The sequence below is a fragment of the Halovulum dunhuangense genome (genome assembly GCF_013093415.1).
Lineage (GTDB): Bacteria > Pseudomonadota > Alphaproteobacteria > Rhodobacterales > Rhodobacteraceae > Halovulum > Halovulum dunhuangense.
On record NZ_JABFBC010000001.1, the window covers coordinates 557,261 to 582,754 of the forward strand.

The window sequence follows — 25,494 nt, forward strand, 5'->3', positions numbered from 1 at the left end:
TTCGGGATCGTCTTTCTATTCCGCCGCCTGCAGCGCCGAAAGGCGTTCGAGCGGGTCACGCCCGCCCCAGCTGCCCTCGGACTTGAGTATGGAGAACCTTGCATAAAGCTCTTCGGCAAACCAGTTGCCGGCGCGCACCGCGGCAATGGCGCGCGCATGCGGCCCGTCCGCGCGGGCGAACGCCGCCATGGCACGCGTGTCGGGCCAGATCGAAAAGGTCATCTGGTGCAGCCATGGCACCTCGCCGACGCCCTGCTTGAAGATGACGTTGGCATCGCCGCCTATCGCGCGCTGGATGTCGGGCACCCGGCGCCAGAACTTCAGCAGCACCGGCAGGCGCACCGTGGCGCGGGTCAGGGCCACCACCGCCGTATCGCCAACCGGTCCGCGTGGCTGGAACGGCATCTGGCGCGACCAGGCCCCCCAGGCAGAGCGCGGGGTCAGGTGGATGGTCCAGACCTCGTCGGCGCGGGCGCGATAGCGGCGAAACACCGGCGCGTCGCGCGTCTGCCGTTCGGCCGTGGCCAGGTCCGGCCAGGTGGTCAGGATCACCACGGCGCCGGTATCCGGCTTCGGCGTGAATCCCTCTCCGGTTCCCGCGCCCATAAGCTTGAAGAACCCGATTCCCTCGGTCCGCGCAAGCGGCCGCCGTGCCAGCGCCATCTGGGCAAAGGCCCAGAGCCGGTGACGCAACGGGCGAAACCGGAAAAAGCACATCGTGACAACCTGACCTGACAGATTCGGTGCCGATGTTGCGGGTGAGTTCCTCGTCATGTGGCTAGTGTTGCACTGAAATTAAGGCCTGGGAAGGGGTGGCGAGGGAGATTGTCAATTTAAGTGGACACTGCTACCGTGACTTCATGCAAAAGCGCCTCGATCCCGAGAGTCTCGTCCTTGCCACCGACCCGCGCCCGCTGGCGCTGGTGATCGGGGCAGGTTTTGGTGGCCTTGCCGCCGCGATCCGGCTGGGGGCGCGCGGCTACCGCGTCCAGGTGCTGGACCGGTTGGACATGCCGGGGGGCCGCGCCTCGGCACGGCACCAGGGCGGGTTCCGGTTCGACCTGGGCCCGACCATCGTCACGGTCCCTCAGGTCTTCGAGGATTTGTGGCGCATCGCCGGGCGCCGGATGGCGGACGATATCGAGCTGAAGCCGCTCGATCCCTTCTACACGATCCATTTCCCTGACGGAGAGACCTTCACCGCGCGGCAGGACACCGAGGCCATGCGCGCCGAGGTGGGGCGCCTCTCTCCGAACGATGTCGCGGGCTACGAAAGGTTCCTGGCCGACGCCGAAAAGCGCTACTGGTTCGGGTTCGAGAACCTGGGCCGCCGGCCGATGCACAAGCTGGCCGATCTGATAAAGGTGCTGCCGACCTTCGGGATGCTTCGCGCAGACAGATCCACCTATGGGCATGCCGCCGCGCGGGTGCAGGACGAACGGCTGCGCATGGCGCTCAGCTTCCATCCGCTCTTCATCGGGGGCGATCCGTTCCACGTCACGTCAATGTATGTGCTGGTCGCCCACCTGGAAAAGGCGTTCGGCGTGCATTACGCGATGGGCGGCGCGGGCGCGCTGGCCGAGGCGATGGCGGGACTGGTGCGGCATCTGGGCGGCGAGCTGCGCCTGGGCGTCACCGTGGACGAGATCCTGACCCGCGACGGGCGGGTGCGCGGCGTGCGGCTGGGCGATGGCGAGGAAATCCTTGCCGACACCGTCGTCAGCAACGCCGATGCGGGCCACACCTATACTCATCTGCTGCGCAGGATGCCCAAGCGGCGCTGGTCGCCGGCGCGGCTCACGCGCACGCGCTGGTCCAACGGGCTGTTCGTCTGGTATTTCGGCACCAAGGGCACGCGCGAGCTCTGGCCCGATGTCGGGCACCACACGATCCTGAACGGCCCGCGTTACCGGGGCCTGGTCAAGGACATCTTCATCGAGGGCAAGCTTGCGGACGACATGAGCGTCTATCTGCACCGCCCGACCGTCACCGACCCGAGTGCCGCGCCGAAGGGCGGCGATGCCTTCTACGCGCTGGTGCCGGTCCCGCATCTGGGCTTCGACAACCCGGTGGACTGGGCCGCCATGGCCGAGCCCTACCGACTGCGGCTTCAGGACATGCTGGAACAGAGCGTGCTGCCGGGTCTGGGCGCGCATGTTGCCGAAAGCCATGTGATGACGCCCGAGGATTTCCGCACGCGCTACCTTTCGCCCCATGGCGCCGGCTTCTCGATCGAGCCGCGGATCCTGCAAAGCGCCTGGTTCCGTCCGCACAACGTCTCGGAAGAGGTGCGGGGGCTTTATCTGGTGGGTGCGGGCTCGCATCCCGGCGCGGGCCTGCCGGGCGTCATTTCCTCGGCCGAGGTGCTGGACAAGCTGGTCCCCGATCCGGTGCCGGTCGCATGATCGCCCCCGCCGACATGGAAGCGTGCCGCGTCGCGATCCGTCACGGATCGAAGTCCTTCCATGCCGCATCGCGCCTGCTGCCGGCCCGGGTGGCAGAGCCGGCGCTTGCGCTTTACGCCTTCTGCCGGCTGGCGGACGACGCGGTGGACCTGGTCGACGAGAAGTCCGCCGCCGTCCTGCGGCTGAAGCGCCGGCTGGACCTGGCCTATGCCGGGACGCCGGCCGACACCGCCGCCGACCGCGCCTTTTCCCAGATGGTCGCCGCGACCGAGATGCCCCGTGCCCTGCCCGAGGCGCTGATCGAGGGGTTTGCCTGGGACGCGATGGGCCGCCGCTATGACACCCTGTCCGAGGTGCGGGCCTACTCCGCGCGCGTCGCCTCGACCGTGGGGGCGATGATGACGGTGCTGATGGGGGTGCGCGACGCCGATGCGCTGGCGCGGGCCTGCGACCTGGGTGTCGCGATGCAACTGACCAACATCGCGCGCGATGTGGGCGAGGATGCGCGCGAGGGACGGCTCTACCTGCCGATGGACTGGATGCGCGAGGCGGGGCTCGATCCCGACGGGTTTCTGGCCGATCCGCGCCCCAGCCGCCCGCTGGCACTGGTCGTCCACCGGCTTCTGGCCGAGGCGCAGCGGCTCTATTACCGGGCCGAGGCGGGAATCGCCGCGTTGCCTGCGGGCTGCCGCCCGGCGATCTTTGCCGCGCGGCACATCTATGCCGCCATCGGGGCCGAGGTGCGCCGAAACGATTACGACAGCGTCACCTGCCGCGCCCATACCGGCAAGGCCCGCAAGCTGGCGCTGGTGGCGAAGTCCTACGCCTCCACGGGGGTGACGCTGACCATGCCGCGCTCGGCTGTCCTGCATGCGCCGCCCCTGCCCGAGACCGCGTTTCTCGTGACCGCGGCCCACCGGCCCGCCCAGCGGCGCGGTGTCTTCGACATAGGAGAGCGGCTGACCGGGCTTGCCGACATCCTGCTGGAACTCGAACGGGTCGAACGGGCCCGCAAGCGCGCCTGACGCGTTGACTTCCCCCTGCCGAAAGGCAGATGTGGGACAGTGGCAGTGGTTGCCAGGGGGATTGCGCGTGGATTGGCTGACCTTGGGGGGGTATGTCCTGGCGGCGATGGCTGCCGGATCGACCGGTGCGATGTTCAAGCCGGGTGAATGGTACAAGCGGCTGACCAAACCATCCTGGACCCCGCCCGACTGGCTTTTTCCCGTTGCCTGGACAGTGCTCTACGCCGCAATGGTCGCGGCGGCGTACCGGATGGCGAAGTCCGGCGACCCGCTGGCGCAGCCTGCGCTTGCCTTCTGGGCGGCGCAGATCGCCTTGAACGCGGTCTGGTCGCCCGTCTTCTTCGGCGCCCGCCGTGTCGGCGCCGCCCTGGTCGTCCTGTCGGGGCTCTGGCTGGCGGTGGCCGCGACGGTGGTGCTGTCCTTCCGGGTGGACCTGCTGTCGGGGTTCCTGTTGCTGCCCTACCTGGTATGGGCCAGCTATGCAGGGGCGTTGAATGCGTGGATCTGGCGCAACAACCCCGGCGCGAAGGATCTCTAGACCGGGAAGCGCGCCCTGCGCGGAACCCGCACCGCAAGCATCGGCTTCAGGAACGGGCTCGCAAAACGGTCCAGGTCAAGCGCCTCGTGGACGCCCGTCACGTCTTCGCCATTGATGCGGCTGCGCACGACCGAGCGGGTGTAGAAGGGCGCGTCCAGCATGGGGGCCACCTGCCGCGGCTGGTAGCCCGGATCGGCCCGCATCTCGCGCCGAACGGTCCACCGGCTGCGCGCCATCCGGGTCAGCGGCGGTGCCTCGATCGGGGTCACGCTGCCGTCCCTGCCGAAATGCAGCGCCACCTGAAGCGTGCCGCCATCGCGGCGTTTCGCGTCGTAGAATGCGACGGTGCCGTCGCTGACCGGCATCCGCGCCCAGGTCCAGTAGCTGAAATCCGCCTCCAGCGCGCGGGTACCGAAATTCGCGTCGAAGTAGCCGTGCCCCTCCCAGCGCCAGCCGGGCCGCTCGATATCCACCGAAATCGAGGCGCCGGGGGCGAAGGGCCGCCACAGATGCGCGCCCTGCGCGTCAAGCCGCACCTCGGCCGGGGTGATCGCATCGGGCGTCAGGCGCACCTGGCCGCGGATCCGGTTCATGTGGGGCGTCGACATCTCGTCGATATCGACGACCAGCACGCCGTCTTCCCAGTGGATCCGGCTCGGCCCGACCTGGAACATGTCCGCCGTCTGCCGCACCGCGCTGGCCCCGCGCTCGGTCATGGTCCAGCGCCCGCCGGGGCCGTAAAGCGCCACGTTGATGCAGGAGTGATCGAGCGGGTTCTTCCGGCCGGCCCAGGCATACCAGGGCGAAAAGACCGAGCCTATGAAGCCGATGATCGAGATGCCGCGGAGGCCGTCGTCGGAGAGCCCGTCGACATACCACCACGCGTAGCCGTCCGGCGCGACGGTGATGTCGAAACGCGGTCGCAGAGTATCGCCGCGGCCGCCTGCCGACCCGAAAGCGCCGCCATCGGCACCCCCGGCCCCGGATGTACCGCGCCCCCCGCCAGGTAAAGCCCGGGCAGCATCGTGCGCGCCTTCGGCCTGCGGAAGGTCGCCATCATCCCGTGCGGCGCCGCCCCGTAGATCGCCCCGGCCGTTCCCGGGAACAACTGGGCGAAATCCCATGGCGTCGTCAGCGCGTTCTCTGCCCGAGGCGGGGAGATCGCGATCCCGGCCTCGTTCAGCCGGTGAAAGACCCTCGTCTGGCATTGTTGCATCTCCTGCTCGGTGGGGGTGACGACATCGCCTTCGGCGGGGGCGTTCATGATGATCTGGAAGCGTTCGGGCCCGGCGGGCGCGCCGCCGTTGCCGCGGTCCTGCGCACAGATATAAAGCGTGGGATCCTGCGGCAGGCGGCGCAGGCGGAAGAGATCGGCGAACTCGCGGCGGTAGTCGTCGCTGAAGAGCACGTTGTGATGCGCAAGTGGCGTATCGCCCGCCTCGGCGGCAAAGGTCCAGACCCAGGCCGAGAGCGAGCGCCGGTTGCGGGGACGCGGCGTTCCCGCGCGGCGGGCGGCCGAGCCCAGCAACCCCGCGTCCAGGGCAACGGGATCGCCATTGAACAGCACGGCGCCCGTGGGAAGCCTTGTGCCGTCGGCCAGCATCACCGCTGCGGCGCGGCCGTCCTGCACCTCGATCCGTTGTGCGTCCGATCCGTAGCGGAAGCCGACGCCGCGATCGCGGCACAGGGTTTCCAGGCTGCGCGCCAGCGCGTGCATGCCCCCCTCGACCGCCCAGACGCCCTGCGCCTCGGACTCCCAGACCAGCGCGAGGATCGCCGGGCTGAGATAGGGCGAGCCACCAACATAGGTGGCGTAGCGCCCGAATAGCTGCCGCAAGCGCGGATCGCCGAACGCCCCCGCCAGAAGTCCCGCATAGCTGCGTGTCGGCGCCATGTCCGACAGGATCCCCGGCAGGTGCTTCATGCTTGCCGCGCCCACCGACAGCGGGGTCGGGTCGGGATGCGTCATCACCGGGTCGCGAAAGGCCTCGAAAAGGCGCGCCGCCCGGTCGGAGAAGGCGTCGAATTCCCGCGCTGCCCCCGCACCGGCGAAATCCGCGATCGCGTCGCGCGAGCGGGCGCGCTCGGCAAACAGGTCCAGCGCCGGGCTTCCCCGCCAGTGATGCCGCGCCAGCACCTCGAGCCGGGTCAGCGCCACATGCGCCTCGAGCGATTCGCCCACGGCGTCGAAAAGCGCCTCGAAAACCCATTTCATGGTAAAGACCGTCGGTCCGGCGTCGACCGGGCCGGCCATCGTGTCGATGGTGCGCATCTTGCCACCCGGCCCTGCCGCCCGCTCCACAACCGTTACGGGCAGCCCTGCGTGGGACAACTCAAGCGCGGCGACCAGCCCGCCGATCCCGGCGCCGATCACGACGATGTTGTCCCGGTGGCTGTGCACACGGCGCTCCTGTTGCAGGAATTGACAGACCGGCACAAACTGTCCAGACTGAGTTACACTATGCTGTCATAACAAGTGGACAGTTTCAACGCCACTTCTGACGCCTTGGCAGAGTTGGCCCCAGACGGAGACGCGCATGCCGGACCGCATAGAAACCGCCCTCATGGCTGCGCTGACCCATGCGTCGGGTCCATCGGCGCCGCCGCTTCTGGCTGGGGCGCTACAGCACGCCGTCTTTCCGGGAGGCGCACGCGTCCGCCCTCAGCTGTGTCTTGCGGTGGCAGCCGCCTGCGGCGACGACCGGCCCACGCTCAGCGATGCCGCCGCCGCCTCGATCGAACTGATCCACTGCGCAAGCCTTGTCCATGACGACATGCCCTGCTTCGACGATGCCGACTTGCGGCGCGGCAAGCCCACGGTGCATGCCGCCTATTCCGAGCCGCTGGCGCTGCTGGCCGGTGATGCCCTGATCGTGCTGGCCTTCGAGATACTGGCCCGCGCCGCCATCAGAACCCCCGCGCGTCTGCCGGGGATGGTGGTAGCTCTTGCCTCGCATACCGGAATGCCGGGCGGCATCTGTGCCGGGCAGGGCTGGGAAAGCGAGGCGTCGGTGGATCTGTCGCTCTATCACCGGGCCAAGACCGGGTCGCTGTTCGTGGCCGCGACCACGATGGGTGCGCAGGCCGCCGGGGCCGAACCCGAGCCCTGGGTTGAACTGGGCGCCCGCATCGGCGAGGCATTCCAGGTTGCCGACGATCTGCGCGACGCGCTGCTGACCCAGGATGAGCTGGGCAAGCCCGCAGGCCAGGACGTGGCGCATCACCGCCCGAACGCGGTATCGGAACTGGGCGTGAAGGGCGCCGTGCAGAAGCTGCACGATATTCTTGGCGGGGCTATCGCCTCGATTCCCTCCTGCCCCGGCGAGGCGCGATTGTGCGAGATCGTCTCGGCCCAGGCCAAGCGCCTGACGCCTGTCGAATTCGCCCGTGCGCTGGCCTGAGGTGACGCTGCCGGCCGATCCGCCGATGCGGCAGCCGGGGGTTCTGTCGCGGCTGGCCGACCGGCTGCGGCGCTGGCGGGACGGGCTGATCGCCGACCCCGGCTTCCAGGCCCGCGCAACCGCCTTTCCGCTGACCCGTGGCATCGCCAACCGGCAGGGCGCCGCGCTGTACGACCTGGTGGCGGGGTTCGTCTATTCGCAGGTTCTGCTTGCCTGTGTGGAGCTGGACCTGTTCCGCCGTCTTCGCGCAGGCCCTCTCGACGCCCAGACGCTGGCGCGCGGAACGCCACTCGATGCCGAGCGTATGGCCCGGCTGGCGCAGGCCGCTGCCGCGCTGGACCTGATGCGGGTGCGGCCGGGCGGGCGATATGGTCTCGGCCCGCTGGGCGCGGCGCTTCTCGGCGCCCCCGGGGTCGAGGAAATGGTCCGCCACCATCCGATGTTCTACCGCGATCTCGCCGACCCGCTGGCGCTTTTCACCGCGCCCCGGGACAGCACCGAGATCGCCCGCTTCTGGTCCTATGTCGGAGAGCGTGGCGTCGGCCATGAGGATGCCGCCGCCTATTCGCGGCTCATGGCTGCAAGCCAGGCGATGGTCGCGGCCGAGACGCTGGCCGTGCATCCGATGCGCGATGTGTCGGTCCTGATGGACGTGGGCGGCGGCGAGGGGGCGTTTCTTTCGGCCGCGCTTCGGGCGACGCCGGGTCTGCGCGGCATTGTCTTCGACCTGCCGCCAGTGGTCGCGCGTGCACGCGCAGCCATGGATCTGGCCGGATTGTCCGACCGCACACGGGTAGCCGGCGGCAGTTTCCTCGAAGACCCGTTGCCGGATGGCGCGGATGCCGTCTCGCTCGTGCGGGTGCTTTACGACCACGACACGCCAAGCGTGCGCCGAATCCTCGCGGCCTGTCTCGCTGCGCTTCCGCCGGGTGGGCGCCTGATTCTCTCGGAGCCGATGTCGGGTGGCGATCATCCGACCAGGGCGGGAGACGCGTATTTCGGGCTTTACACCGCGGCCATGACCAGCGGGCAGCCCCGATCGGCCGAGACGCATATTGCCTTGCTGCGCGAGGCCGGGTTCAGCGAGGCGAGGCTGCTGTCCGCGCGCCAGCCGTTCATCACGCGCGTGATCGTCGCCCGTCGCCCTGCACGCTGACAATGACACCTTGTGTAAATTGCACGGAACGTAATCATTGTTTGACAAAGCAAAGTGTCAGGCTAAACTGACAACAAGCGATGCTGGCTGTGCCACGCGGCCGCAGTGTTCCGGAAAAGGAGGGAGGCGATGGATACCCAAGCCGTTTTGATGCGCGCCCCGCGATCCCTCTCTCTGGAATCGCTGCGGCTTCGCCAGCCCAAGGTCGACGAGGTCGTGGTGGAAGTCCTGCATTCGGGCATCTCCACCGGAACCGAAAAGCTATTCTGGACCGGGCGCATGCCCGACTTTCCCGGCATGGGCTATCCGCTGGTCCCCGGCTACGAGTCGGTCGGAGAGGTGGTCGAGGCCGGGGCGCTTGCCGCGCTCAGACCCGGAACCCGTGTCTTCGTTCCCGGCGCGGATTGCTACGAAGGCGCACGCGGCCTTTTCGGCGGCGCGTCCGCCAGCATCATCACGGCGGCCGACCGGCTGGTGCCCGTCGATCCGGCCCTGGGCGAAGCGAGCGCACTGATCGCACTCGCGGCAACCGCACGCCATGCCATCGCGGGTATGACCACCGCGCTGCCCGAGCTGATCGTCGGCCACGGCGTGATGGGGCGCCTGCTGGCGCGGCTGACGATTGCCGCAGGCGGGCGTGCCCCGACGGTGTGGGAACTCGATCCTGCCCGGCGGCTGGGCGAATTCGCCTATCCGGTCCTGCATCCGGACGATGACTGCCGGATGGACTACGCCACGATCTATGACGCTTCCGGTGACGCGGGCGGGCTGAACGGCCTGATCCGTCGACTGGCCAAGGGGGGCGAGATCGTCCTCGCCGGATTCTACGCCGAACCGCTGAGCTTTGCTTTCCCGCCCGCCTTCATGAAGGAGGCGCGGTTGCGCATCGCCGCGGAATGGAATCGCCAGGACATGCTGGCCACGAAGATGCTGATCGAGGAGGGGCACCTCAGTCTCGACGGGCTGGTGACGCATCGCGCCGCCGCCGGGGACGCCGCCCAGGCCTATGTCACCGCCTTCGAGGATCCGGCCTGTCTGAAGATGATCCTGAACTGGAAGGCTTCCGCATGACCGCCCTCGACGACCGTATCCCCGTGTTGACCGACGACGCGATCGCTACCAACGACCAGCGCCTGCGCGACGAAGCCAGCGCGCCGCTTCCCGAGATCCCCCAGGCGGAACCCACCAAGAAGACGCAGATCATCGCGATCTACGGCAAGGGTGGCATCGGCAAGAGCTTCACGCTGGCCAATCTCAGCCACATGATGGCAGAGCGCGGCAAGCGCGTGCTGCTGATCGGCTGCGATCCGAAATCCGACACCACGTCGCTTCTGTTCGGCGGCAAGGCCTGCCCGACCATCATCGAGACCTCGACGAAGAAGAACCTTGCGGGTGAGCCGGTCAAGATCGGCGATGTCTGCTTCAAGTCTGGCGGCGTCTTCGCGATGGAGCTGGGCGGCCCCGAAGTGGGGCGCGGCTGCGGCGGGCGCGGCATCATCCACGGCTTCGAGCTGCTGGAAAAGCTGGGCTTCCACGACTGGGATTTCGACTACGTCCTGCTTGACTTCCTGGGCGACGTTGTCTGCGGCGGCTTCGGCCTGCCGATCGCGCGCGACATGGCGCAGAAGGTGATCGTGGTCGCGTCCAACGACCTGCAATCGCTTTACGTCGCCAACAACGTCTGCTCGGCCGTGCAGTATTTCCGCAAGCTGGGCGGCAATGTCGGCGTCGCCGGCATGGTCATCAACAAGGATGACGGCACCGGAGAGGCGGCCGCCTTTGCAAAGTCGGTCAACATCCCCGTGCTGGCCGCGATCCCTGCCGATGACGACCTGCGCCGGAAATCCGCGAATTACCAGATCGTCGGCACCGATGCCGGACCTTGGGGCGCGCTGTTCGGCGAACTGGCCGACAGCGTCGCGGAAGCGCCGCCCACCCATCCCTCGCCGCTCGATCAGGACGGACTCCTGGCGCTGTTCTCGGCCTCGCAGACCGGTGCCGACGTGGTGCTGGAGCCTGCGACGGATGCTGACATGCGCGGCAAGTACGCGGCTCCGCGCGAAAGCCTGGAGGTCGTTTACGACGATGTTTGACCTCGACGCCCTGACCGCCGCCGATCGCCTCTTCGCAGCGCTGCCCGACCAGGCGCAGCCCGCGACAGACACGCGAACCGCAATGCCCCAGACACGGGAAGATCCCCGGCGCTGTCCGCATCTGCGGCTGGTGGCAGGGTCCGAGGTGGCGTCATGACGGACGAGATCCGCTACGACGCCGCGAACGAAGCGCCGGTCCTGACCGGCAGCACGACCGCCCCGGCCGATCCGCAGCCGGGAACCGCCGATGGCCTTGGCTGCCACGCGGGTGCGGACGAGATGCGGAAGGCTGCAGAGATGTCAGGCAAGTCCGACATCCTGGAGCAATACGCGAAGGACTACCCGACGGGGCCGCACGACAAGCCGCAAAGCATGTGTCCTGCATTTGGTTCCCTTCGGGTAGGGCTGAGGACGCGGCGGGTGGCGACTGTTCTCTCTGGTTCAGCCTGCTGCGTCTTCGGCCTGACATTCGTGTCCCACTTCTACGGGGCGCGCAGGTCGGTGGGATATGTCCCCTTCAACTCGGAATCCCTGGTGACCGGCAAGCTGTTCGAGGATATCCGCGACGCCGTGCACGAGATGGCCGATCCCGAGCATTTCGATGCGATCATCGTGACGAACCTGTGCGTGCCGACTGCCAGCGGCGTTCCGCTGCGCCTGCTTCCCAAACAGATCAACGGCGTGCGCATCGTGGGCATCGACGTGCCGGGTTTCGGCATCCCGACCCATGCCGAAGCCAAGGACGTGCTGGCCGGCGCCATGCTCGCCTATGCCCGCGCCGAGGTGAAGGCCGGCCCGGTACCCGCCCCGCGCGGTGCGCGTTCCGACCGTCCGACCATCACGCTTCTGGGCGAGATGTTCCCCGCCGATCCCATGAGCATCGGTCGCATGCTGGAGCCGCTAGGCCTTGCAGCGGGGCAGACCGTGCCGGTGCGCGACTGGCGCGAACTTTACGCGGCGCTCGACTGCTCGGCCGTGGCCGCGATCCATCCTTTCTATACCGCCGCCGTGCGCGAGTTCGAGGCGGCGGGCCGCCCGATCCTCGGCTCTGCCCCCGTGGGGGTGGACGGAACCGAGGCCTGGCTCAAGGCGGTGGGCGACATTCATGGCGTGGCAGCCTCCCGTGTGGATGCGGCGCTCAACACCCTGCTGCCCGAGATCCGGTCGGCACTCCTGGGTGCGCCGATCGACGGAACCATCACGCTTTCCGGCTACGAGGGGTCCGAGTTGCTGGTTGCCCGCCTGCTGATCGAAAGCGGTGCGCGGGTTCCTTACGTCGGTACCGCCTGCGCGAAGTCGCCCTGGTCGGCCGATGATGCAGCCTGGCTGCGCGCCCGCGGCGTGACCGTTAAGTTCCGCGCCTCGCTCGAGGATGACTGCGCCGCGATGGAGGGGCTGCGCCCCGACCTTGCCATCGGGACCACCCCCGTCGTGCAGAAGGCCAAGGAGCTGGGGATCCCCGGGCTCTACTTCACCAACCTGATCTCTGCCCGCCCGCTGATGGGCGCCGCCGGCGCCGGGTCGCTTGCGACCGTGGTGAACGCGGCCATGGCCAACAAGGGCCGCATGGACCGCATGCGGGAATTCTTCGAAGGCGTCGGCCATGCCGACACCGCCGGCGTCTGGGAAGGCGCGCCGAACCTGCAACCGGATTTCCGGGCTCGCCAGCAGAAGAAGCTGGAAAAGCAGGCCCGCGCCGCCAAGGCCGAGGAGATGATCTGATGGCCCGCACCCAACCATGTTTCGCGGGGGGCCGGTCATGCTGATCCAGGATCACGACCGCGCGGGCGGCTATTGGGGCGCAGTCTATGCCTTCACCGCGGTGAAGGGGCTCCAGGTCGTCATCGACGGGCCCGTGGGCTGCGAGAACCTGCCGGTCACCTCCGTCCTGCACTACACCGACGGCCTGCCGCCGCATGAATTGCCCATCGTCGTCACCGGCCTGGGCGAGGAAGAGCTGGGCCGCGCCGGAACCGAAGGCGCGATGAAGCGCGCCTGGGGCACCCTCGACCCGGCGCTTCCCGCGGTGGTCGTCACCGGCTCCATCGCCGAGATGATCGGCGGCGGCGTCACCCCGCAGGGAACCAACATCCAGCGCTTCCTGCCGCGTACCATCGACGAGGATCAGTGGCAGGCCGCCGACCGGGCGATGACCTGGCTCTTCACCGAGTTCGGGATGACCAAGGGCCGGATGCCGCGCATCCCCGTCCGTCCCGAGGGGGCGAAGCCGCGGGTCAACATCCTGGGCCCGATGTACGGCACCTTCAACATGCCGTCCGACCTGGCCGAGATCCGGCGCCTGGTCGAAGGGATCGGCGCCGAGATCAACATGGTCATGCCGCTTGGCTCCCATCTGGCCGACATGGCGAAGCTGGTCGATGCCGACGTGAACGTGGTCATGTACCGCGAATTCGGTCGCGGCCTGGCCGAGGTGCTGGGCAAGCCCTATCTCCAGGCGCCCGTGGGCATCGAGTCGACCACGGCCTTCCTTCGCAAGCTGGGCGACCTGCTCGACCTTGATCCCGAGCCGTTCATCCAGACCGAGAAGCATTCCACGATCAAGCCGGTCTGGGATCTGTGGCGCTCGGTCACGCAGGATTTCTTTGCGACGGCCAGCTTCGCGATCGTCGCCAACGAGACCTATGCAAGGGGCATCCGGAATTACCTGGAAAACGATCTGGGCCTGCCCTGCGCCTTTGCCGTCGCCCGCGTCGCCGGTCGCAAGACCGACAATGACGCGGTGCGCGACCTGATGCACGAGACGCGGCCGCTGATCGTGCTCGGGTCGATCAACGAAAAGATCTACATGGCCGAGATGGGCGCTGGCTTCGGGCCGCGACCGGCCTTCATCGCGGCGTCCTTCCCCGGCGCTGCGATCCGCCGGCACACCGGGACGCCCTTCATGGGCTATGCCGGGGCGACCTGGCTGCTTCAGGAAATCTGCAACGGGCTGTTCGACGCGCTGTTCCACATCCTGCCCCTGGGCAGCGAGATGGATGCCGGCGCCGCCACCCCCACGACGCTGCGCCGCGACCTGCCATGGGACGCCGAGGCGCAGCGGCTTCTCGACGAGATCGTCGCCCGCCATCCGATCCTGACCCGGATCTCGGCGGCGAAAAACCTGCGCGATGCGGCCGAGAAGGCCGCGCTCGATGCAGGGGCGGACCGGGTCGCCGCCGAACAGGTGGCCGCACTCGCACCCGCCAAACGGGTTCCCGACAGGAAGGAGAACTGACAATGCATGCCAGATCCCAACATCTCGCCCATGCGAGACCGCGATCGCAGGGCTTCGAGTACGCGCTCTACTTCGCGCTGGTCTTCGCCATTTCGCTGATCCCCGCCGCAGCCCGCATGGTGCTGCCCCGGCGCGGTCAGCCCCGTCGCTTCTTCGTTACCGATGCCTGGTCTCGTGCCGGCGAGGTGACGCCGAAGATCTTCTCGGCCCTGTAACAGGGGCCGGGAACCGTCATCCGAAGGGTGGAGACACCTGCCGGATAGCCCAGTCCCGCATGGGGCAGGGCACCCTGGCCGCGAGGGTTCCGCGGCTCGGTCTGACCATCCAGGAGGATAGTTTATGGCTGACAATACTGGCCTGTCGTTTACGGGCCTGACCGATGACCAGGCGCAGGAACTGCACAGTGTCTACATGAGCGGTCTGACGCTTTTCAGCGTCGTCGCGATTGTTGCTCACCTTGCGGTCTTCATCTGGCGGCCCTGGTTCTAAGGAGATGGACATGAGCAAGTTCTACAAGATCTGGCTGGTGTTCGATCCCCGCCGCGTTTTCGTGGCGCAAGGGGTCTTCCTCTTCCTGCTGGCAGCGATGATTCACCTCGTCCTGCTGAGCACGGATCGCTACAACTGGTTCGAAGTCGCCGACGCCAAGTACGCGGCGGAATGATCCGCCCCGACTGAAGCCTCTGGCGGCTCTCTTCCAGTTGAAGTGGGCTCAGAAATTGCCGCGGGCGGGGAACCTCCCGGCCGCGGCAGACATGAACCAATGACGGCATGGGCCCCCTAGGCACCGGCCGCCCAAGCGGAGACAGAAGTATGGCTTTGCTCAGCTTCGAAAGAAAATATCGCGTCCGCGGGGGGACGCTCGTCGGCGGTAACCTGTTCGACTTCTGGGTCGGCCCCTTCTATGTCGGCTTCTTCGGCGTAACGGGGTTCTTCTTTGCCGCCCTCGGCACGATCCTGATCTTCTACGGCGCGGCCCTCGGGCCCACCTGGAACCCCTGGCTCATCTCGATCTACCCGCCCAAGGTCGAGGACGGCCTTGCCTTCATGCCTCTGATGGAGGGCGGCCTCTGGCAGATCATCACCATCTGCGCGATCGGCGCCTTCGTGTGCTGGGCACTCAGGGAAGTCGAGATCTGCAACAAGCTCGGCATGGGCTATCATGTGCCCTTCGCCTTCGGCGTCGCCATCCTTGCCTTCGTGACGCTGAACGTCATCCGGCCGATCCTGATGGGCGGCTGGGGTTATGCCTTCCCCTACGGCATCTGGACCCATCTCGACTGGGTTTCGAACGTGGGATACGCCTATGGCAACTTCCACTACAATCCGGCGCACATGCTGGCGGTGTCGCTGTTCTTCACGACGACCCTGGCGCTTGCGCTGCACGGCTCGCTGATCCTGTCGGCCACGAACCCCACCGAAAGGGAAGTCCGGTCCCCCGACCATGAGGACACCTATTTCCGGGATTTCATCGGCTATTCGATCGGCCCGCTCGGCATCCACCGCTTGGGCCTTCTGCTCGCGCTGAATGCCGGTCTGTGGTCGGCCATCTGCATCGTCATCTCTGGCCCGCTCTGGGAAGATCAGTGGATCTACTGGTGGGACTGGTACCTGAACCTGCCCTTCTGGGCGGACCTGTAAGGAGGGTGTGAAAATGGCGCTCGAATATCAAAACATCTTCACGCAGGTCCAGGTACAGGGTCCACCCGAATTGGGCATGGGCGTGGAGAAGGGGTGGAATACCGACCGCGTCGGAACGCCCGCCTTCTCCAAGCTGGCCGGCTGGTTCGGCAACGCCCAGCTTGGCCCGGTGCATCTTGGCTTCTTCGGGGTCATCGCCCTGGTGGCGGGCGCGCTCTGGTTCTTCATCGTGGGCCTGAACTTCTGGATCCAGGTGGACTTCAACCCGGCGCGCTTCCTCAAGGAGCTGTTCTACCTCTCGCTCGATCCGCCCACCGAGAACTACGGCCTTGGCATGGCCCCGCTGAACGAAGGCGGATGGTGGCTCATCTCCTCCTTCTTCCTTCTCGTGTCGGTCCTGGCCTGGTGGGTGCGCAGCTACTCGCGGGCACGCGCTCTGGGCATGGGCTACCATGTCTGCTGGGCCTTCGCCTCGGCGATCTGGCTGTTCCTCGTCCTCGGCCTGATCCGGCCGCTGATGATGGGAAGCTGGGCAGAGGCGGTTCCTTACGGGATCTTCCCGCATCTCGACTGGACCAACAACTTCTCGCTGACCTACGGGAACCTGTTCTACAACCCGTTCCACGCGCTTTCGATCGTCTTCCTCTACGGCTCGACCCTGCTCTTCGCGATGCACGGCGCCACCATCCTCGCGGTGACGCGGGTCGGCGGCGACCGCGAGATCGAGCAGATCGTCGACCGCGGCACGGCGTCGGAACGTGCGGGCCTGTTCTGGCGCTGGACCATGGGCTTCAACGCCACGATGGAAGGCATCCATCGCTGGGCCTGGTGGTTCGCGGTGCTGACCACCCTGACGGGCGGTATCGGCATCCTGCTCACCGGGACGGTCGTGGACAACTGGTACGACTGGGCGGTGGAACGTGGCTACGGCCCGGTCTATGGCCCCGAGATCGAGATCCCCGGCACAGGCGGATAAGCTTTCGCGGCGCGCGGGGGGCGACCCCGGCGCGCCGCAGCAAGACCCCTCCCCCGTGTCACCAAATATGCGCGGGATACCTGGCCGCATCGGCAACGATGCGGCCTTTTTGCATTCTCAATACGCGAAATCAGGGTCGGGATACGGGAATGGCGGGGCGCGCTGCGCCCCGTCCGGCTGTCAGCCGCGCAGGGCTTTCAGCATCACGTCCACATTGGCCGGGTCCGCCTCGGGCGTGATCCCGTGGCCAAGGTTGAAGATATGCGGCCCATCGGCAAAGGCCTCGACGGTTTCCCGCACGGACCGCACAAGCGCATCGCCCCCGGTGACCAGCAGCATCGGATCGAGGTTGCCCTGGACGCAGGTCAGCGGCTGGAGGTTCTCGGCCGCCCACCGGGGATCGACATTGGTGTCGATCGCACAGGCCGCAACACCGGTCGCCTTGACGAAGGGGATCACCTTTTCACCCGCCTGTCGCGGGAAGCCGATCACTGGCACGCCGGGCGCCACCGAATGGATGCGGTCGATGATCCGCCGGGCCGGTTCCGTGGCGTATTTCTCGAAAAGCCCGCCGGGCAGGGCGCCGGCCCAGCTGTCGAACAGCTTCACCGCCTCGGCCCCGGCCTCGATCTGGGCGATCAGGTATTCCGCCGTCGCCTCTGTCAGCAGGTCCATCAGCCGGTCGAAACCCTCGGGGTCGGCATACATCATCCGCCGCGCGGGGCCCTGTTCCTTGGTGCCCCGACCGGCGATCATGTAGGTGGCGACGGTCCATGGCGCGCCGGCAAAGCCGATGAGCGTCGTCTCTTGCGGCAGTGCGCGCGAAAGGATGCGCACCGTTTCATAGACCGGGGCAAGCGTCTCGTGGATGTCCTCGATCGGCTTCAGCCGGTCCAGCTCGGCCCCCGAGGTGATGGTGGACAGCCGCGGCCCCTCGCCATCGACGAACCACAGGTCGGCGCCGAGCGCCTGCGGCAGAAGCAGGATGTCGGCGAACAGGATCGCGGCATCGAAGCCGTAGCGCCGGATCGGCTGGAGCGTCACCTCGGCTGCCAGCTCGGGCGTGTAGCACAGATCGAGAAAGCTGCCCGCCTGCGTCCGCGTCGCGCGGTATTCGGGCAGGTAACGCCCCGCCTGTCGCATCATCCACACGGGCGGCACGGGCAGCGTTTCGCCCGCAAGCGCACGCATGATCGACTTTTCGTTTCGCTGCATCAGACCCTCTCTCGATGTCACGCGAACCTTACAGGTCACTGTGCCCGAGGGAAAGACCGGATATCCCGATTGCGCCTTCCAGAGCAGCGGGTTAGGGTCATTGTCATGCAAGGATTACACCCCTCTGAAAAGCACCCCCTGCGCATCGGAACCCGCGGCTCGCCGCTGGCGCTGGCGCAGGCACGCGAGACCCGTGCGCGGCTGATGGCGGCGCATGACCTGCCCGAGGCCGCGTTCGAGATCGTGGTCATCAAGACCACCGGCGATCGTGTGCTCGACCGCCCCCTGGGCGAGATCGGCGGCAAGGGGCTGTTCACCCGGGAAATCGAGGATGCGATGCTGGATGGAAGCATCGATATCGCCGTCCATTCCATGAAGGACATGCCGGTGGACCAGCCGGACGGGCTGGTGCTGGACTGCTACCTTCCGCGGGAGGATGTGCGCGATGCGTTCGTCTCGCTCGCCTGGGGCGGGATCGACGCGCTTCCGCAAGGCGCGGTCGTCGGCACATCCAGCCTGCGGCGCCGGGCGCAGCTGAAGCACCGCCGTCCGGATCTTCAGGTGGTCGAATTCCGGGGCAACGTGCAGACCCGGTTGCGCAAGCTTGGCGATGGGGTGGCGGTCGCGACCTTCCTTGCCATGGCGGGGCTGACCCGGCTTGGCATGCTTCGGGACGTGCCTCACAACCCGATCGCCACGGACGACATGCTGCCAGCGGTCGCCCAGGGCGCAATCGGGATCGAGCGCCGCGCCGATGACGCGGCGGTGGCGGCGCTGTTGTCGCCCATTCACGATACCGACACCGGCCATCGCATGGCGGCTGAGCGGGCGTTTCTCCGGGGCCTCGACGGGTCGTGCCAGACCCCGATCGGCGGGCTGGCGGAGTTCGATGGCAAGGGCGGCATCCGCCTGCGGGGAGAGATCATCCGCCCCGACGGATCGGAAAGCCTGACGCACGAAATCAGCGGCCCGATCGCGGATGCGGCCGCCATGGGCGCCGCCGCGGCCGAGGCCCTGCGCAGCCGTGCAAGCGCGGATTTCTTCGCCTCCTGACCTGATTCGTGGTATCGTTACGGTTGTAGTAACGATCACGCGGGGCTGTTTGCCCCGATCAGGAGTGCGCCATGACGCGTGTCTTCGCCGTACCCAATCCCAACTATGCCAACATCACGGTCGAAGTCATCCAGTCGCGCGCGCTGGCGGACCTGCTGGTCTATCGCAACGACAAGGCGGTGTCCGAGGCGCATGACGAGTCGATCTGGACCTTTGTCGAACAGCGCCAGAACGCGCATATCGCCGTGTATTTCACCCATGAGGGGCGGGGCATGGCGCATCTGCGCATCGCCTATGTTCCGAACGCGACGCTTGCCGGCTGGATGAAGCATCATCGCCTGCGTGGCAGGCTGAACCGGCGCCACCCGGAGCTGGCGCTGGGCTGACCCTCAGGCCAGCGCGCCGAAGATCTGGTCGGCGTGGCGGTCCAGGTAGATGCGCAACCAGGGCGTGAACAGTTCGGGCGTGGCTGCGATCCGCTCGCGCAGCGCATCCAGCGTGATCCAGGCGGTATCCATCACCTCCGACGGGTCGGGGTCGAGCGGGGGCCTGCCCTCGACCACGAAGATGCTGACCACCTCGTGCTCGGTCAGGCCGTTGCCGACGTCGGCGCGGTATTCGACCGTGTCGCGGGGCAGGGGTGTCAGCCCCTCGATCCCCAGTTCCTCGCGCAGGCGGCGCAGCGCGCAGGCGGCCATGTCCTCGCCCCAGGCGGGATGCGTGCAGCAGGCATTCGCCCAGAGTCCGGGCGTGTGGTACTTGCCCAGCGCGCGGCGCTGGATCAGCGTCTGCTCGCCATCCATGACAAAGACCGATATCGCCGGGTGGCGCAGCCCGCGGCGGTGCACCTCCAGCTTGTCGACGGGTTCGAGCTTTCCCTCGATCCAGGCGGGGATCAGGTCCGTCATGAGGCGGGGATCAGCCGCGTCAGGTGGCCGATATTCTTCGCCATGATCCGCAGATGCGCCATCGGGCGGGCGCGGACGAGTTTCTTGTTCATGTAGGCCTCGAATGTCAGGCGCTGCACGTCGATGTCGCGGCACAAGGTCACGAAACGCTCGCGCCGATCGTCCGACCTGTACCATGTGTCCTGCATGACGCGCAGCACCCGAAACACCATCTTGTGTTCCTTCATGAAGAAGCGTCGCGCGAGTTTCAGATCCGCCGCCCGGCCCGAGGCAAGGCAGGCGCTGGCCGCCATCGCGGCGAAGCGTCCGCCGATCATGGCGTAATAGATCCCCTCGCCCGAGGAGGGGGCGACGACACCGGCAGCATCTCCCGCCAGCACCACGTCGCGCCCGTTGTCCCAGCGCTTGAGCGGCTGAAGCGGGATCGGTGCGCCCTCGCGACGGATCGTCTCGCACTCCGTCAGGCCCGACGACTCGCGCAGGGCTGCGGTCGCCTGTTTCAGATCGACGCCCTTGACGCCGGATCCCATGCCCACGCTGGCCTGTGCCCCATGCGGAAAGACCCAGCCGTAGAAATCGGGCGAGATGCGCCCGTCATAGATCACGTCGCACCGCATCGGATCATAGCCCACGGTCCCGCCCTCGGGGGCCGCGATGATCTCGTGATAGGCGATCACATAGGGGATCGTATCGCCGCCCGGCACCTCGGCGCGGGCCACGTCTGACCGGGCACCGTCGGCGCCGATGATCAGCTTCGTTGCGATCGGTTCCGCCGCCTCGGACCCGCGCGGGCGGTACCATAGCCTTGTGCCGTGTTCGTCGCGGCTGATCCGCATGAAGGTGCCGGTCAGCCTTGTCGCGCCCGCATCGGCCGCACGCTGGCGCAGGAACTCGTCGAAATGCTCGCGATCCACCATGCCCACATAGCCGTTCTCGATCGGGATATCGACCTGCTGCCCGGTCGGAGAGATCATTCGCGCGGTACTGATACGCGCCACGATCTGTTCGTCGGGAATGTCGAAATCCTTGATCAGCCGTGGCGGCACCGCACCGCCACAGGGCTTGATCCGCCCGGCCCGGTCCAGAAGGGCCACGCGGTGCCCCGAACGGGCAAGATCCTCGGCCGCGGTGGCGCCGGCCGGACCGCCGCCCACCACGATCACATCGAAATCCATGCTCATTCTCCCGGCATCAGGGCCGCATCTGCGCTTGGCGCGTCGCGGACGGTTATCTTGAGGGCTAGCAGGGCGGATATCAGGAATACCCCGCCCTCGAGGATGAACACCGTGCCATAGGCGGCGGCGTCGTTGCCGATCAGCGCCCGGGCGATATCGACGGCGACGGTGCCGAGAAACGCGCCGATGCCGAAGGCGATGGCTTGCGCTGCGCCGAAGACGCCCATGCGCAGCCCCTCCTGCGGGCGGCTTCCCTCCGAGGCGATGCCCATCATCGCAGCGATGGCGGCGACCGCGAAGGCGCCGTTCGCAAGGCCGAGGATGAAGATGTTCGCCCCCAACGGCCAGCCGGAACCGACCTGTCCGCCGAAGCCCAGCGCGATCAGCGCGACGCCCGAGGCGATGCAGCCGCCGACGATCCAGCCCCGCGTCGGCACTGGAAGGATGCGCCGCGCCCAGGTGGCGGAGGCAAGGACCAGGATCATGCCAAGAAGGGCGCCCTGATGCAGCTTGGAACCCAGGGCCGTGCTTTCCCCCGGCGTCATCCCGAAGACATGGCCGGCAAAGGGTTCCAGGATCAGATCCTGCGCATTGTAGGCGAACATGGCCGCGAAGACGAAGATCGCGAAGCGGCGGGCGCGGCTGTCGGCCCAGATTTCGGCCAGCGCCTCGGAAAAGCTGCCGCCACGCGCCTGTTGGGCTGCTGGCGGGGCACCGCGCTCGATCCCGACGATGCCCAGAAGCGCGAGGGTGACGGCGACCGCGCAGACGATGCCGGTGATGGCAAGCAACCGCTCCGGGCTGTACGGGTCGAGCTTCAGCCCCACAGTCGCCCCGGTCAGGGCCAGTCCCGCGATCATCATGATCCACACCGCGGACCCGGCGGCGGCCTTGCGCTCGGGGGCTACCCGCGCGGCCAGAAGCGCCAGCAGGTTCGTGCCGGCGGCGCCGATGCCCACGCCGATCGCCAGGAAGGCAGGCACGGCCGCGGCGATGCCCAGTGCCGCATGCGACGCCATCAGCCAGACCGACAGCGTGGCCCCCATCCCGCCCATCGCCAGAACCACGACGCCGCCCACGATCCACGGCGTACGGCGGCGCCCCAGGTCGGCGCCATGGCCGAAATGCGGGCGCAGGAACTGCGTGGCGTAGTAGATCGCGAACAGGAGTCCCGCCAGCGTCGCGGGAAAGGCAAGCTCGACCACCATCACCCGGTTGAGCGTGGTGGTCGTCAGCACCAGGACCGCCCCAAGCGCCATCTGCACAAGGCCGAGACGCAGGATCTGGAACCAGCTCAGGTAGTTCATGCCATGCCCCCCAGCGCAAAGGCCGCGACCAGCATGCCCAGGACATAGAGCATCACGCCGGTTGCGTTGTACCAGGGCGCCAGCCCCTTCGGATCGCGCAGCAGACGCGCCATCGCCGCGCCCTGCGCCAGCAGCAGCGCGGTCACGATCGCCGCGTGTATCGGGCGGTCCCAGGCGAACAGCAGGCCGATCACCATGACCTGTGGCACCGCCATCACCCAGCAGGCGACACGCGCGGCGCGTTCGGGGCCCAGCGTGACGGGCAGCGATCGCAGGCCGGTGCGGGCGTCACCCTCCAGCGCCTTGAAATCGTTGAGCGTCATGATCCCATGCGCCCCAAGCGCGTAAAGCGCCGCTATCGCCACCACCTCCCAGCGGGGGGCGCCTGCGGCCATGACGGCGGCGCCGGTGAACCAGGGCAGCCCTTCGTAGCAGAGCCCGACGACGCCTGGCCCCCACCAGCCCGACCGCTTCAGCCGCACCGGTTCGGCGGAATAGGCCCAGGCGCAGGCAACGGCGACCAGTGTCGCGCCGAAACCCCAGGGGCCCAGCGGTATGGCGATGAACAGGGCGAGCAGGCTCATGGAAAGCGCGATCCACAGGCCCCAGCGGCCGGGCATGCGGCCCGAGGGGATCGGGCGGTCGGGCTCGTTGATGGCGTCCACATGGCGGTCGCACCAGTCGTTGGCGGCCTGGCTCATGCCGCAGACAACGGGACCCGCCAGCACCACGCCCAGGGCGACAATCCCCCAGCGGTCCGCAAGCGGCTGCCCCGAGGCGACGACCCCGCACATGTAGGCCCACATCGGCGGGAACCACGTCACCGGCTTGAGCAGTTCGAGAACCACCCGCGGATGCGGTCTTGCGCCGAGTCGTATTTCTGAACTGACACTCATGTGTCAATTAAACACGACACTTGCCGTCTTGGGAAGTGCGGCGTTGCGCGCCCGGCCCTAATCTTCCTGATCGATCAGCCCGAAGCGGCGCAGCTTGACGTAAAGGCTCTGTCGCGACAGGCCGAGCATCTCGGCGGCGGCGGCGCGGTTGTTGTTGGTCAGCCGGATCGCCGTCTCGATGCACAGTTTCTCGACCACGTCGGTGGTGGAGCGGACGAGTTCCTTGAGCGGGGTCGAGCCGACCAGTTCGATCACATGCTCCACCGCTTCTGTCGAGACGGCGGATCCCGCGTGGCGCGAGGCCTCGAGCCGCGTCACGTCGCGGATCAGAAAGGCGAATCCGGGGGGCTGCTGGTCGGGCAGATAGGTGGTCGAGATCTCGACCGGCACCTGCGCGCCGAATTCGGTGCGGATCGTCGTGCCATAGACCGAAAGCCGCCCCGTGCGTTCCGCATTGGCGGTCATCACGTCCAGGTCGACGCTGGGCCGCCCCAGGAAATTCCCGAGGCTCACGCCCCGCAGACGTTCGGGCACCGCGACATTGGCCAGCGACTGAAAGGCGGCGTTGCTGCGCAGGATCGCGCCTTCCTTGTCGGTGAAGACGATGGCATCGCCCGAGCGCTGGTAGAAATCGACCATGGCGCCCGCAAAGGGCTGGGGCGTGTCCGAGGCGGATTCGCTTGCACGCAGGCGGCACAGGATCAGCGTGTCCGATACCGACCGGAACAGAAGCCCGTCCAGCCAGATCTGCCGGCCATCCGCCTTCAGCGTGACCGAGGTGGATTTCTGCCCGCCCTTGCTGCGCACCGCATCCAGCAACTGCTCCAGCGCGGGTTGCGAGGCGGCGGTGATCTTGTTGCTCAGGCTCCGGTTCACCAGGTCCGGCGGCTCGCGGTCCAGAAGCCTTCCGGCGGCGCTGTTGGCATCCACGATCCGGCCGCTGTCGGCCGACAGGATCACAAGCGCGTCGGTCCCGGTCTCGAACAGGACACGGTAGCGGCTTTCCACCTGGCGGATCCGCTCGTAATCCTGCTCGATGGTCAGCTGCGCCTGGACCAGCTGCTGTTGCAGCAGTGCCAGATCGCGCTTGTCCCGTCCCAGAAGCAGGTAGCCGCCATCATTGGCGCGTTGGGCGGCATAGCTGACCGCAAGATTGCTGTCGGCCAGGAAGCTGTGGTTCACCTGCCGCCAGCGCACCGGCTTGTCGGTCGTCGCCGCGTCGATCAGGGCGTGGAACTTCGGAATGCTTTCAGGGGTGAGAGACGCCTCGAACAAGGTGCCCCGCAGGTCCCTCATTTCGCCCGCGGCGAACGCTTCGGCGCCAAGATGGACATGCGTGATATGCAGGTCCGCGCTGAGGACTACCACGAAGTCGCTGGAGGCCGCGACCATCGCGAGGATCGCCTCCGCGTCAACGGCCAGCATCCCTTCGGACGAAGGTTGGTGGAATCCCGACTTGTTCACAACATGTTCCATTCTGGCGCGCAGCGGATGTGTAAACCCTGATGAACCTTGTCCATATATCTAGACAGGCACAAGTGCAAAGCGCTCTAGCAATATCGGCAGCGGGGCGCTTTGCCGCCCCAGCACGATGTCGGCACCAAGGCGCTGCGCCATCTGTTCCGGGTCGTCATGGCCCAGCCAGCCGCCCACGACCACGCTGGCATGGTCCTGCATCCGGCGGCACAGCTTTATGGCATGGATCAGCGCCGGAATGCGCGCCCAGGTGCAGGCGCTGAAGCCGACAAGATCGAATCTCTGCGCATGAAGCGCCGCGGCCAGTGATGCCTCGTCCCCGCTCAGATCGAGTCGCACCAGCCATCCGGCGCGGCGCATCTCCTGTGCGGTCAGCATCAGACCGAGCGTATGATCCTCGCCCGGGGCGCGGGCCATCAGGATTCTCGGAAGAGCCGGGCCGCTCGCGACTCGCGCAGGCGGCGGTGACATCATCTCGCGCGCGATCCGGGTCAGGTTGCCCATGGCATGGGTGACCTGCGCAAAGCTGAGCGTGTCTTCCTCCCAGGCGCGGCCCAGCACTTCCGCCGCCCCGGCGATATATCCATTCAGCAAACGCTGCTCGGTCACACCGTGATCCATCAGAAGTTCCGCATAGCGCCGCGCGCCATCGGACGTGTCGCGCAAGGTTTCTGCCGCGAAATGCTGCGATATGAGCGATGAGACTTGCGGCGACGACGTGTCCGAGACCCGCGCCAGCGCCTGGCCGGCCAGAAGCTCAGGAAGAGAAAAGGTGGCAGCGTCAGTTCTCGATCGTTTCGCTATGATTTCTAGCAACGACATTTCGCCGGACCCCTTGGTTCGGGCGGACGGGCAGCGCATCATGTTTGGCGCACGGTCCATCGGCGTCTGCAAAAGATCATGTGCGCCGCATCATGTCAAGCAGATATGACATGCCTGATCGGTCGACCGTCTGGACAGGCCGGCGCGGCCCGGTTTTCCGGGGAAACCCTTG

General features: G+C 67.3%; 26 protein-coding genes. 16 read left to right on the top strand and 10 right to left on the bottom strand.

The features are described from left to right. Window positions 1–15: 15 nt before the first annotated feature. On the bottom strand, window positions 16–717 hold the full coding sequence (gene crtA / locus HMH01_RS02700; RefSeq protein WP_246237259.1) for a spheroidene monooxygenase: 702 nt from the start codon (window positions 715–717) through the stop codon (window positions 16–18). 143 nt (window positions 718–860) lie between these two features. On the opposite strand from crtA, the gene HMH01_RS02705 reads away from it, so the two are divergent. The 3 genes from HMH01_RS02705 to tspO all read left to right on the top strand — a co-directional run bounded on the left by HMH01_RS02705 (window position 861) and on the right by tspO (window position 3,968). Then, the gene (locus tag HMH01_RS02705) at window positions 861–2,405 is read left to right on the top strand and encodes a phytoene desaturase (protein ID WP_171322222.1); all 1,545 of its coding nucleotides are present in this window, start codon (window positions 861–863) and stop codon (window positions 2,403–2,405) included. Continuing rightward, window positions 2,402–3,430, top strand: a complete 1,029-nt coding sequence (crtB, locus tag HMH01_RS02710) for a 15-cis-phytoene synthase (protein ID WP_171322224.1) — start codon at window positions 2,402–2,404, stop codon at window positions 3,428–3,430. Before HMH01_RS02705 ends, crtB begins: the two co-directional genes overlap by 4 nt. 67 nt (window positions 3,431–3,497) lie before the next feature. Further along, window positions 3,498–3,968 (top strand): tryptophan-rich sensory protein TspO, encoded by a 471-nt coding sequence (gene tspO / locus HMH01_RS02715; RefSeq protein ID WP_343035123.1) that lies wholly within the window; start codon window positions 3,498–3,500, stop codon window positions 3,966–3,968. Here tspO and crtC read toward each other — a convergent pair. Both crtC and crtD read right to left on the bottom strand, forming a co-directional pair. Continuing rightward, entirely contained in the window at window positions 3,965–4,801 is an 837-nt protein-coding gene (gene crtC / locus HMH01_RS02720) for a carotenoid 1,2-hydratase (protein WP_171325164.1), read from the bottom strand. The genes tspO and crtC overlap by 4 nt on opposite strands. Beyond that, window positions 4,786–6,369, bottom strand: coding sequence for a 1-hydroxycarotenoid 3,4-desaturase CrtD (gene crtD, locus HMH01_RS02725; protein WP_171322226.1), 1,584 nt, complete (start codon window positions 6,367–6,369; stop codon window positions 4,786–4,788). Before crtD ends, crtC begins: the two co-directional genes overlap by 16 nt. 136 nt (window positions 6,370–6,505) lie before the next feature. On the opposite strand from crtD, the gene HMH01_RS02730 reads away from it, so the two are divergent. The 11 genes from HMH01_RS02730 (at window position 6,506) to pufM (ending at window position 16,470) form a co-directional block, all read left to right on the top strand. Next, window positions 6,506–7,369 carry a polyprenyl synthetase family protein gene (locus tag HMH01_RS02730; RefSeq protein WP_171322228.1) on the top strand — a complete coding sequence of 288 codons (864 nt, stop codon included), beginning with the start codon at window positions 6,506–6,508 and terminating at the stop codon, window positions 7,367–7,369. Continuing rightward, window positions 7,356–8,525, top strand: coding sequence for a methyltransferase (locus HMH01_RS02735; protein WP_343035124.1), 1,170 nt, complete (start codon window positions 7,356–7,358; stop codon window positions 8,523–8,525). Before HMH01_RS02730 ends, HMH01_RS02735 begins: the two co-directional genes overlap by 14 nt. A gap of 129 nt (window positions 8,526–8,654) precedes the next feature. Then, window positions 8,655–9,596 carry a chlorophyll synthesis pathway protein BchC gene (gene bchC / locus HMH01_RS02740; RefSeq protein ID WP_171322230.1) on the top strand — a complete coding sequence of 314 codons (942 nt, stop codon included), beginning with the start codon at window positions 8,655–8,657 and terminating at the stop codon, window positions 9,594–9,596. Next, window positions 9,593–10,618 (top strand): chlorophyllide a reductase iron protein subunit X, encoded by a 1,026-nt coding sequence (locus HMH01_RS02745; RefSeq protein ID WP_171322232.1) that lies wholly within the window; start codon window positions 9,593–9,595, stop codon window positions 10,616–10,618. The genes bchC and HMH01_RS02745 overlap by 4 nt, the downstream gene beginning before the upstream one ends. Window positions 10,619–10,771: 153 nt before the next feature. Then, window positions 10,772–12,340, top strand: a complete 1,569-nt coding sequence (gene bchY / locus HMH01_RS02750) for a chlorophyllide a reductase subunit Y (RefSeq protein ID WP_171322233.1) — start codon at window positions 10,772–10,774, stop codon at window positions 12,338–12,340. 37 nt (window positions 12,341–12,377) lie between these two features. Next, window positions 12,378–13,853 carry a chlorophyllide a reductase subunit Z gene (gene bchZ, locus HMH01_RS02755; protein WP_171322235.1) on the top strand — a complete coding sequence of 492 codons (1,476 nt, stop codon included), beginning with the start codon at window positions 12,378–12,380 and terminating at the stop codon, window positions 13,851–13,853. Window positions 13,854–13,855: 2 nt separating this feature from the next. After that, window positions 13,856–14,068, top strand: coding sequence for a cytochrome PufQ (pufQ, locus tag HMH01_RS02760; protein WP_171322237.1), 213 nt, complete (start codon window positions 13,856–13,858; stop codon window positions 14,066–14,068). 124 nt (window positions 14,069–14,192) lie between these two features. After that, window positions 14,193–14,342, top strand: coding sequence for a light-harvesting antenna LH1, beta subunit (gene pufB / locus HMH01_RS02765; RefSeq protein WP_171322239.1), 150 nt, complete (start codon window positions 14,193–14,195; stop codon window positions 14,340–14,342). Between the two features lie 10 nt (window positions 14,343–14,352). Beyond that, a complete protein-coding gene (gene pufA, locus HMH01_RS02770; RefSeq protein ID WP_171322241.1) occupies window positions 14,353–14,517 on the top strand; it encodes a light-harvesting antenna LH1, alpha subunit in 165 nt (54 codons plus the stop codon). Between the two features lie 149 nt (window positions 14,518–14,666). Continuing rightward, entirely contained in the window at window positions 14,667–15,494 is an 828-nt protein-coding gene (pufL, locus tag HMH01_RS02775) for a photosynthetic reaction center subunit L (RefSeq protein WP_171322243.1), read from the top strand. 13 nt (window positions 15,495–15,507) lie between these two features. Further along, on the top strand, window positions 15,508–16,470 hold the full coding sequence (pufM, locus tag HMH01_RS02780) for a photosynthetic reaction center subunit M (RefSeq protein ID WP_171322245.1): 963 nt from the start codon (window positions 15,508–15,510) through the stop codon (window positions 16,468–16,470). A gap of 180 nt (window positions 16,471–16,650) precedes the next feature. On the opposite strand, the gene hemE is transcribed toward pufM, so the two are convergent. Next, window positions 16,651–17,685, bottom strand: a complete 1,035-nt coding sequence (gene hemE / locus HMH01_RS02785) for a uroporphyrinogen decarboxylase (RefSeq protein WP_171322247.1) — start codon at window positions 17,683–17,685, stop codon at window positions 16,651–16,653. A gap of 105 nt (window positions 17,686–17,790) precedes the next feature. On the opposite strand from hemE, the gene hemC reads away from it, so the two are divergent. Beyond that, on the top strand, window positions 17,791–18,738 hold the full coding sequence (gene hemC / locus HMH01_RS02790) for a hydroxymethylbilane synthase (protein WP_171322249.1): 948 nt from the start codon (window positions 17,791–17,793) through the stop codon (window positions 18,736–18,738). 71 nt (window positions 18,739–18,809) lie between these two features. Continuing rightward, on the top strand, window positions 18,810–19,124 hold the full coding sequence (locus HMH01_RS02795) for a 7(1) septoil knot domain-containing protein (protein WP_171322251.1): 315 nt from the start codon (window positions 18,810–18,812) through the stop codon (window positions 19,122–19,124). A gap of 3 nt (window positions 19,125–19,127) precedes the next feature. Here the strand turns inward: HMH01_RS02795 and idi are convergent, their stop codons facing one another. The 6 genes from idi to HMH01_RS02825 form a co-directional block, all read right to left on the bottom strand. Next, entirely contained in the window at window positions 19,128–19,646 is a 519-nt protein-coding gene (gene idi, locus HMH01_RS02800) for an isopentenyl-diphosphate Delta-isomerase (RefSeq protein ID WP_171322253.1), read from the bottom strand. Beyond that, complete coding sequence (locus HMH01_RS02805) at window positions 19,643–20,821, bottom strand: geranylgeranyl diphosphate reductase (protein WP_171322255.1); 1,179 nt, start codon at window positions 20,819–20,821, stop codon at window positions 19,643–19,645. Before HMH01_RS02805 ends, idi begins: the two co-directional genes overlap by 4 nt. 2 nt (window positions 20,822–20,823) lie before the next feature. Continuing rightward, a complete protein-coding gene (locus tag HMH01_RS02810; protein ID WP_171322257.1) occupies window positions 20,824–22,128 on the bottom strand; it encodes a BCD family MFS transporter in 1,305 nt (434 codons plus the stop codon). Next, a complete protein-coding gene (gene chlG / locus HMH01_RS02815) occupies window positions 22,125–23,024 on the bottom strand; it encodes a chlorophyll synthase ChlG (protein WP_171322259.1) in 900 nt (299 codons plus the stop codon). Before chlG ends, HMH01_RS02810 begins: the two co-directional genes overlap by 4 nt. Window positions 23,025–23,081: 57 nt before the next feature. Further along, window positions 23,082–24,449, bottom strand: coding sequence for a transcriptional regulator PpsR (gene ppsR / locus HMH01_RS02820; protein ID WP_171322261.1), 1,368 nt, complete (start codon window positions 24,447–24,449; stop codon window positions 23,082–23,084). Between the two features lie 99 nt (window positions 24,450–24,548). Further along, window positions 24,549–25,394, bottom strand: coding sequence for a cobalamin B12-binding domain-containing protein (locus tag HMH01_RS02825; protein WP_171322263.1), 846 nt, complete (start codon window positions 25,392–25,394; stop codon window positions 24,549–24,551). Window positions 25,395–25,494: the final 100 nt, after the last annotated feature.

Bases quoted from the DNA above. Each gene is read 5' to 3' on its own strand.
- crtA (WP_246237259.1), bottom strand. From the start codon at position 717: ATGTGCTTTTTCCGGTTTCGCCCGTTGCGTCACCGGCTCTGGGCCTTT.
- HMH01_RS02705 (WP_171322222.1), top strand. From the start codon at position 861: ATGCAAAAGCGCCTCGATCCCGAGAGTCTCGTCCTTGCCACCGACCCG.
- crtB (WP_171322224.1), top strand. From the start codon at position 2,402: ATGATCGCCCCCGCCGACATGGAAGCGTGCCGCGTCGCGATCCGTCAC.
- HMH01_RS02730 (WP_171322228.1), top strand. From the start codon at position 6,506: ATGCCGGACCGCATAGAAACCGCCCTCATGGCTGCGCTGACCCATGCG.
- bchC (WP_171322230.1), top strand. From the start codon at position 8,655: ATGGATACCCAAGCCGTTTTGATGCGCGCCCCGCGATCCCTCTCTCTG.
- HMH01_RS02745 (WP_171322232.1), top strand. From the start codon at position 9,593: ATGACCGCCCTCGACGACCGTATCCCCGTGTTGACCGACGACGCGATC.
- bchY (WP_171322233.1), top strand. From the start codon at position 10,772: ATGACGGACGAGATCCGCTACGACGCCGCGAACGAAGCGCCGGTCCTG.
- bchZ (WP_171322235.1), top strand. From the start codon at position 12,378: ATGCTGATCCAGGATCACGACCGCGCGGGCGGCTATTGGGGCGCAGTC.
- pufQ (WP_171322237.1), top strand. From the start codon at position 13,856: ATGCATGCCAGATCCCAACATCTCGCCCATGCGAGACCGCGATCGCAG.
- pufB (WP_171322239.1), top strand. From the start codon at position 14,193: ATGGCTGACAATACTGGCCTGTCGTTTACGGGCCTGACCGATGACCAG.
- pufA (WP_171322241.1), top strand. From the start codon at position 14,353: ATGAGCAAGTTCTACAAGATCTGGCTGGTGTTCGATCCCCGCCGCGTT.
- pufL (WP_171322243.1), top strand. From the start codon at position 14,667: ATGGCTTTGCTCAGCTTCGAAAGAAAATATCGCGTCCGCGGGGGGACG.
- pufM (WP_171322245.1), top strand. From the start codon at position 15,508: ATGGCGCTCGAATATCAAAACATCTTCACGCAGGTCCAGGTACAGGGT.
- hemE (WP_171322247.1), bottom strand. From the start codon at position 17,685: ATGCAGCGAAACGAAAAGTCGATCATGCGTGCGCTTGCGGGCGAAACG.
- hemC (WP_171322249.1), top strand. From the start codon at position 17,791: ATGCAAGGATTACACCCCTCTGAAAAGCACCCCCTGCGCATCGGAACC.
- HMH01_RS02795 (WP_171322251.1), top strand. From the start codon at position 18,810: ATGACGCGTGTCTTCGCCGTACCCAATCCCAACTATGCCAACATCACG.
- idi (WP_171322253.1), bottom strand. From the start codon at position 19,646: ATGACGGACCTGATCCCCGCCTGGATCGAGGGAAAGCTCGAACCCGTC.
- HMH01_RS02805 (WP_171322255.1), bottom strand. From the start codon at position 20,821: ATGGATTTCGATGTGATCGTGGTGGGCGGCGGTCCGGCCGGCGCCACC.
- HMH01_RS02810 (WP_171322257.1), bottom strand. From the start codon at position 22,128: ATGAACTACCTGAGCTGGTTCCAGATCCTGCGTCTCGGCCTTGTGCAG.
- chlG (WP_171322259.1), bottom strand. From the start codon at position 23,024: ATGAGTGTCAGTTCAGAAATACGACTCGGCGCAAGACCGCATCCGCGG.
- ppsR (WP_171322261.1), bottom strand. From the start codon at position 24,449: ATGCTGGCCGTTGACGCGGAGGCGATCCTCGCGATGGTCGCGGCCTCC.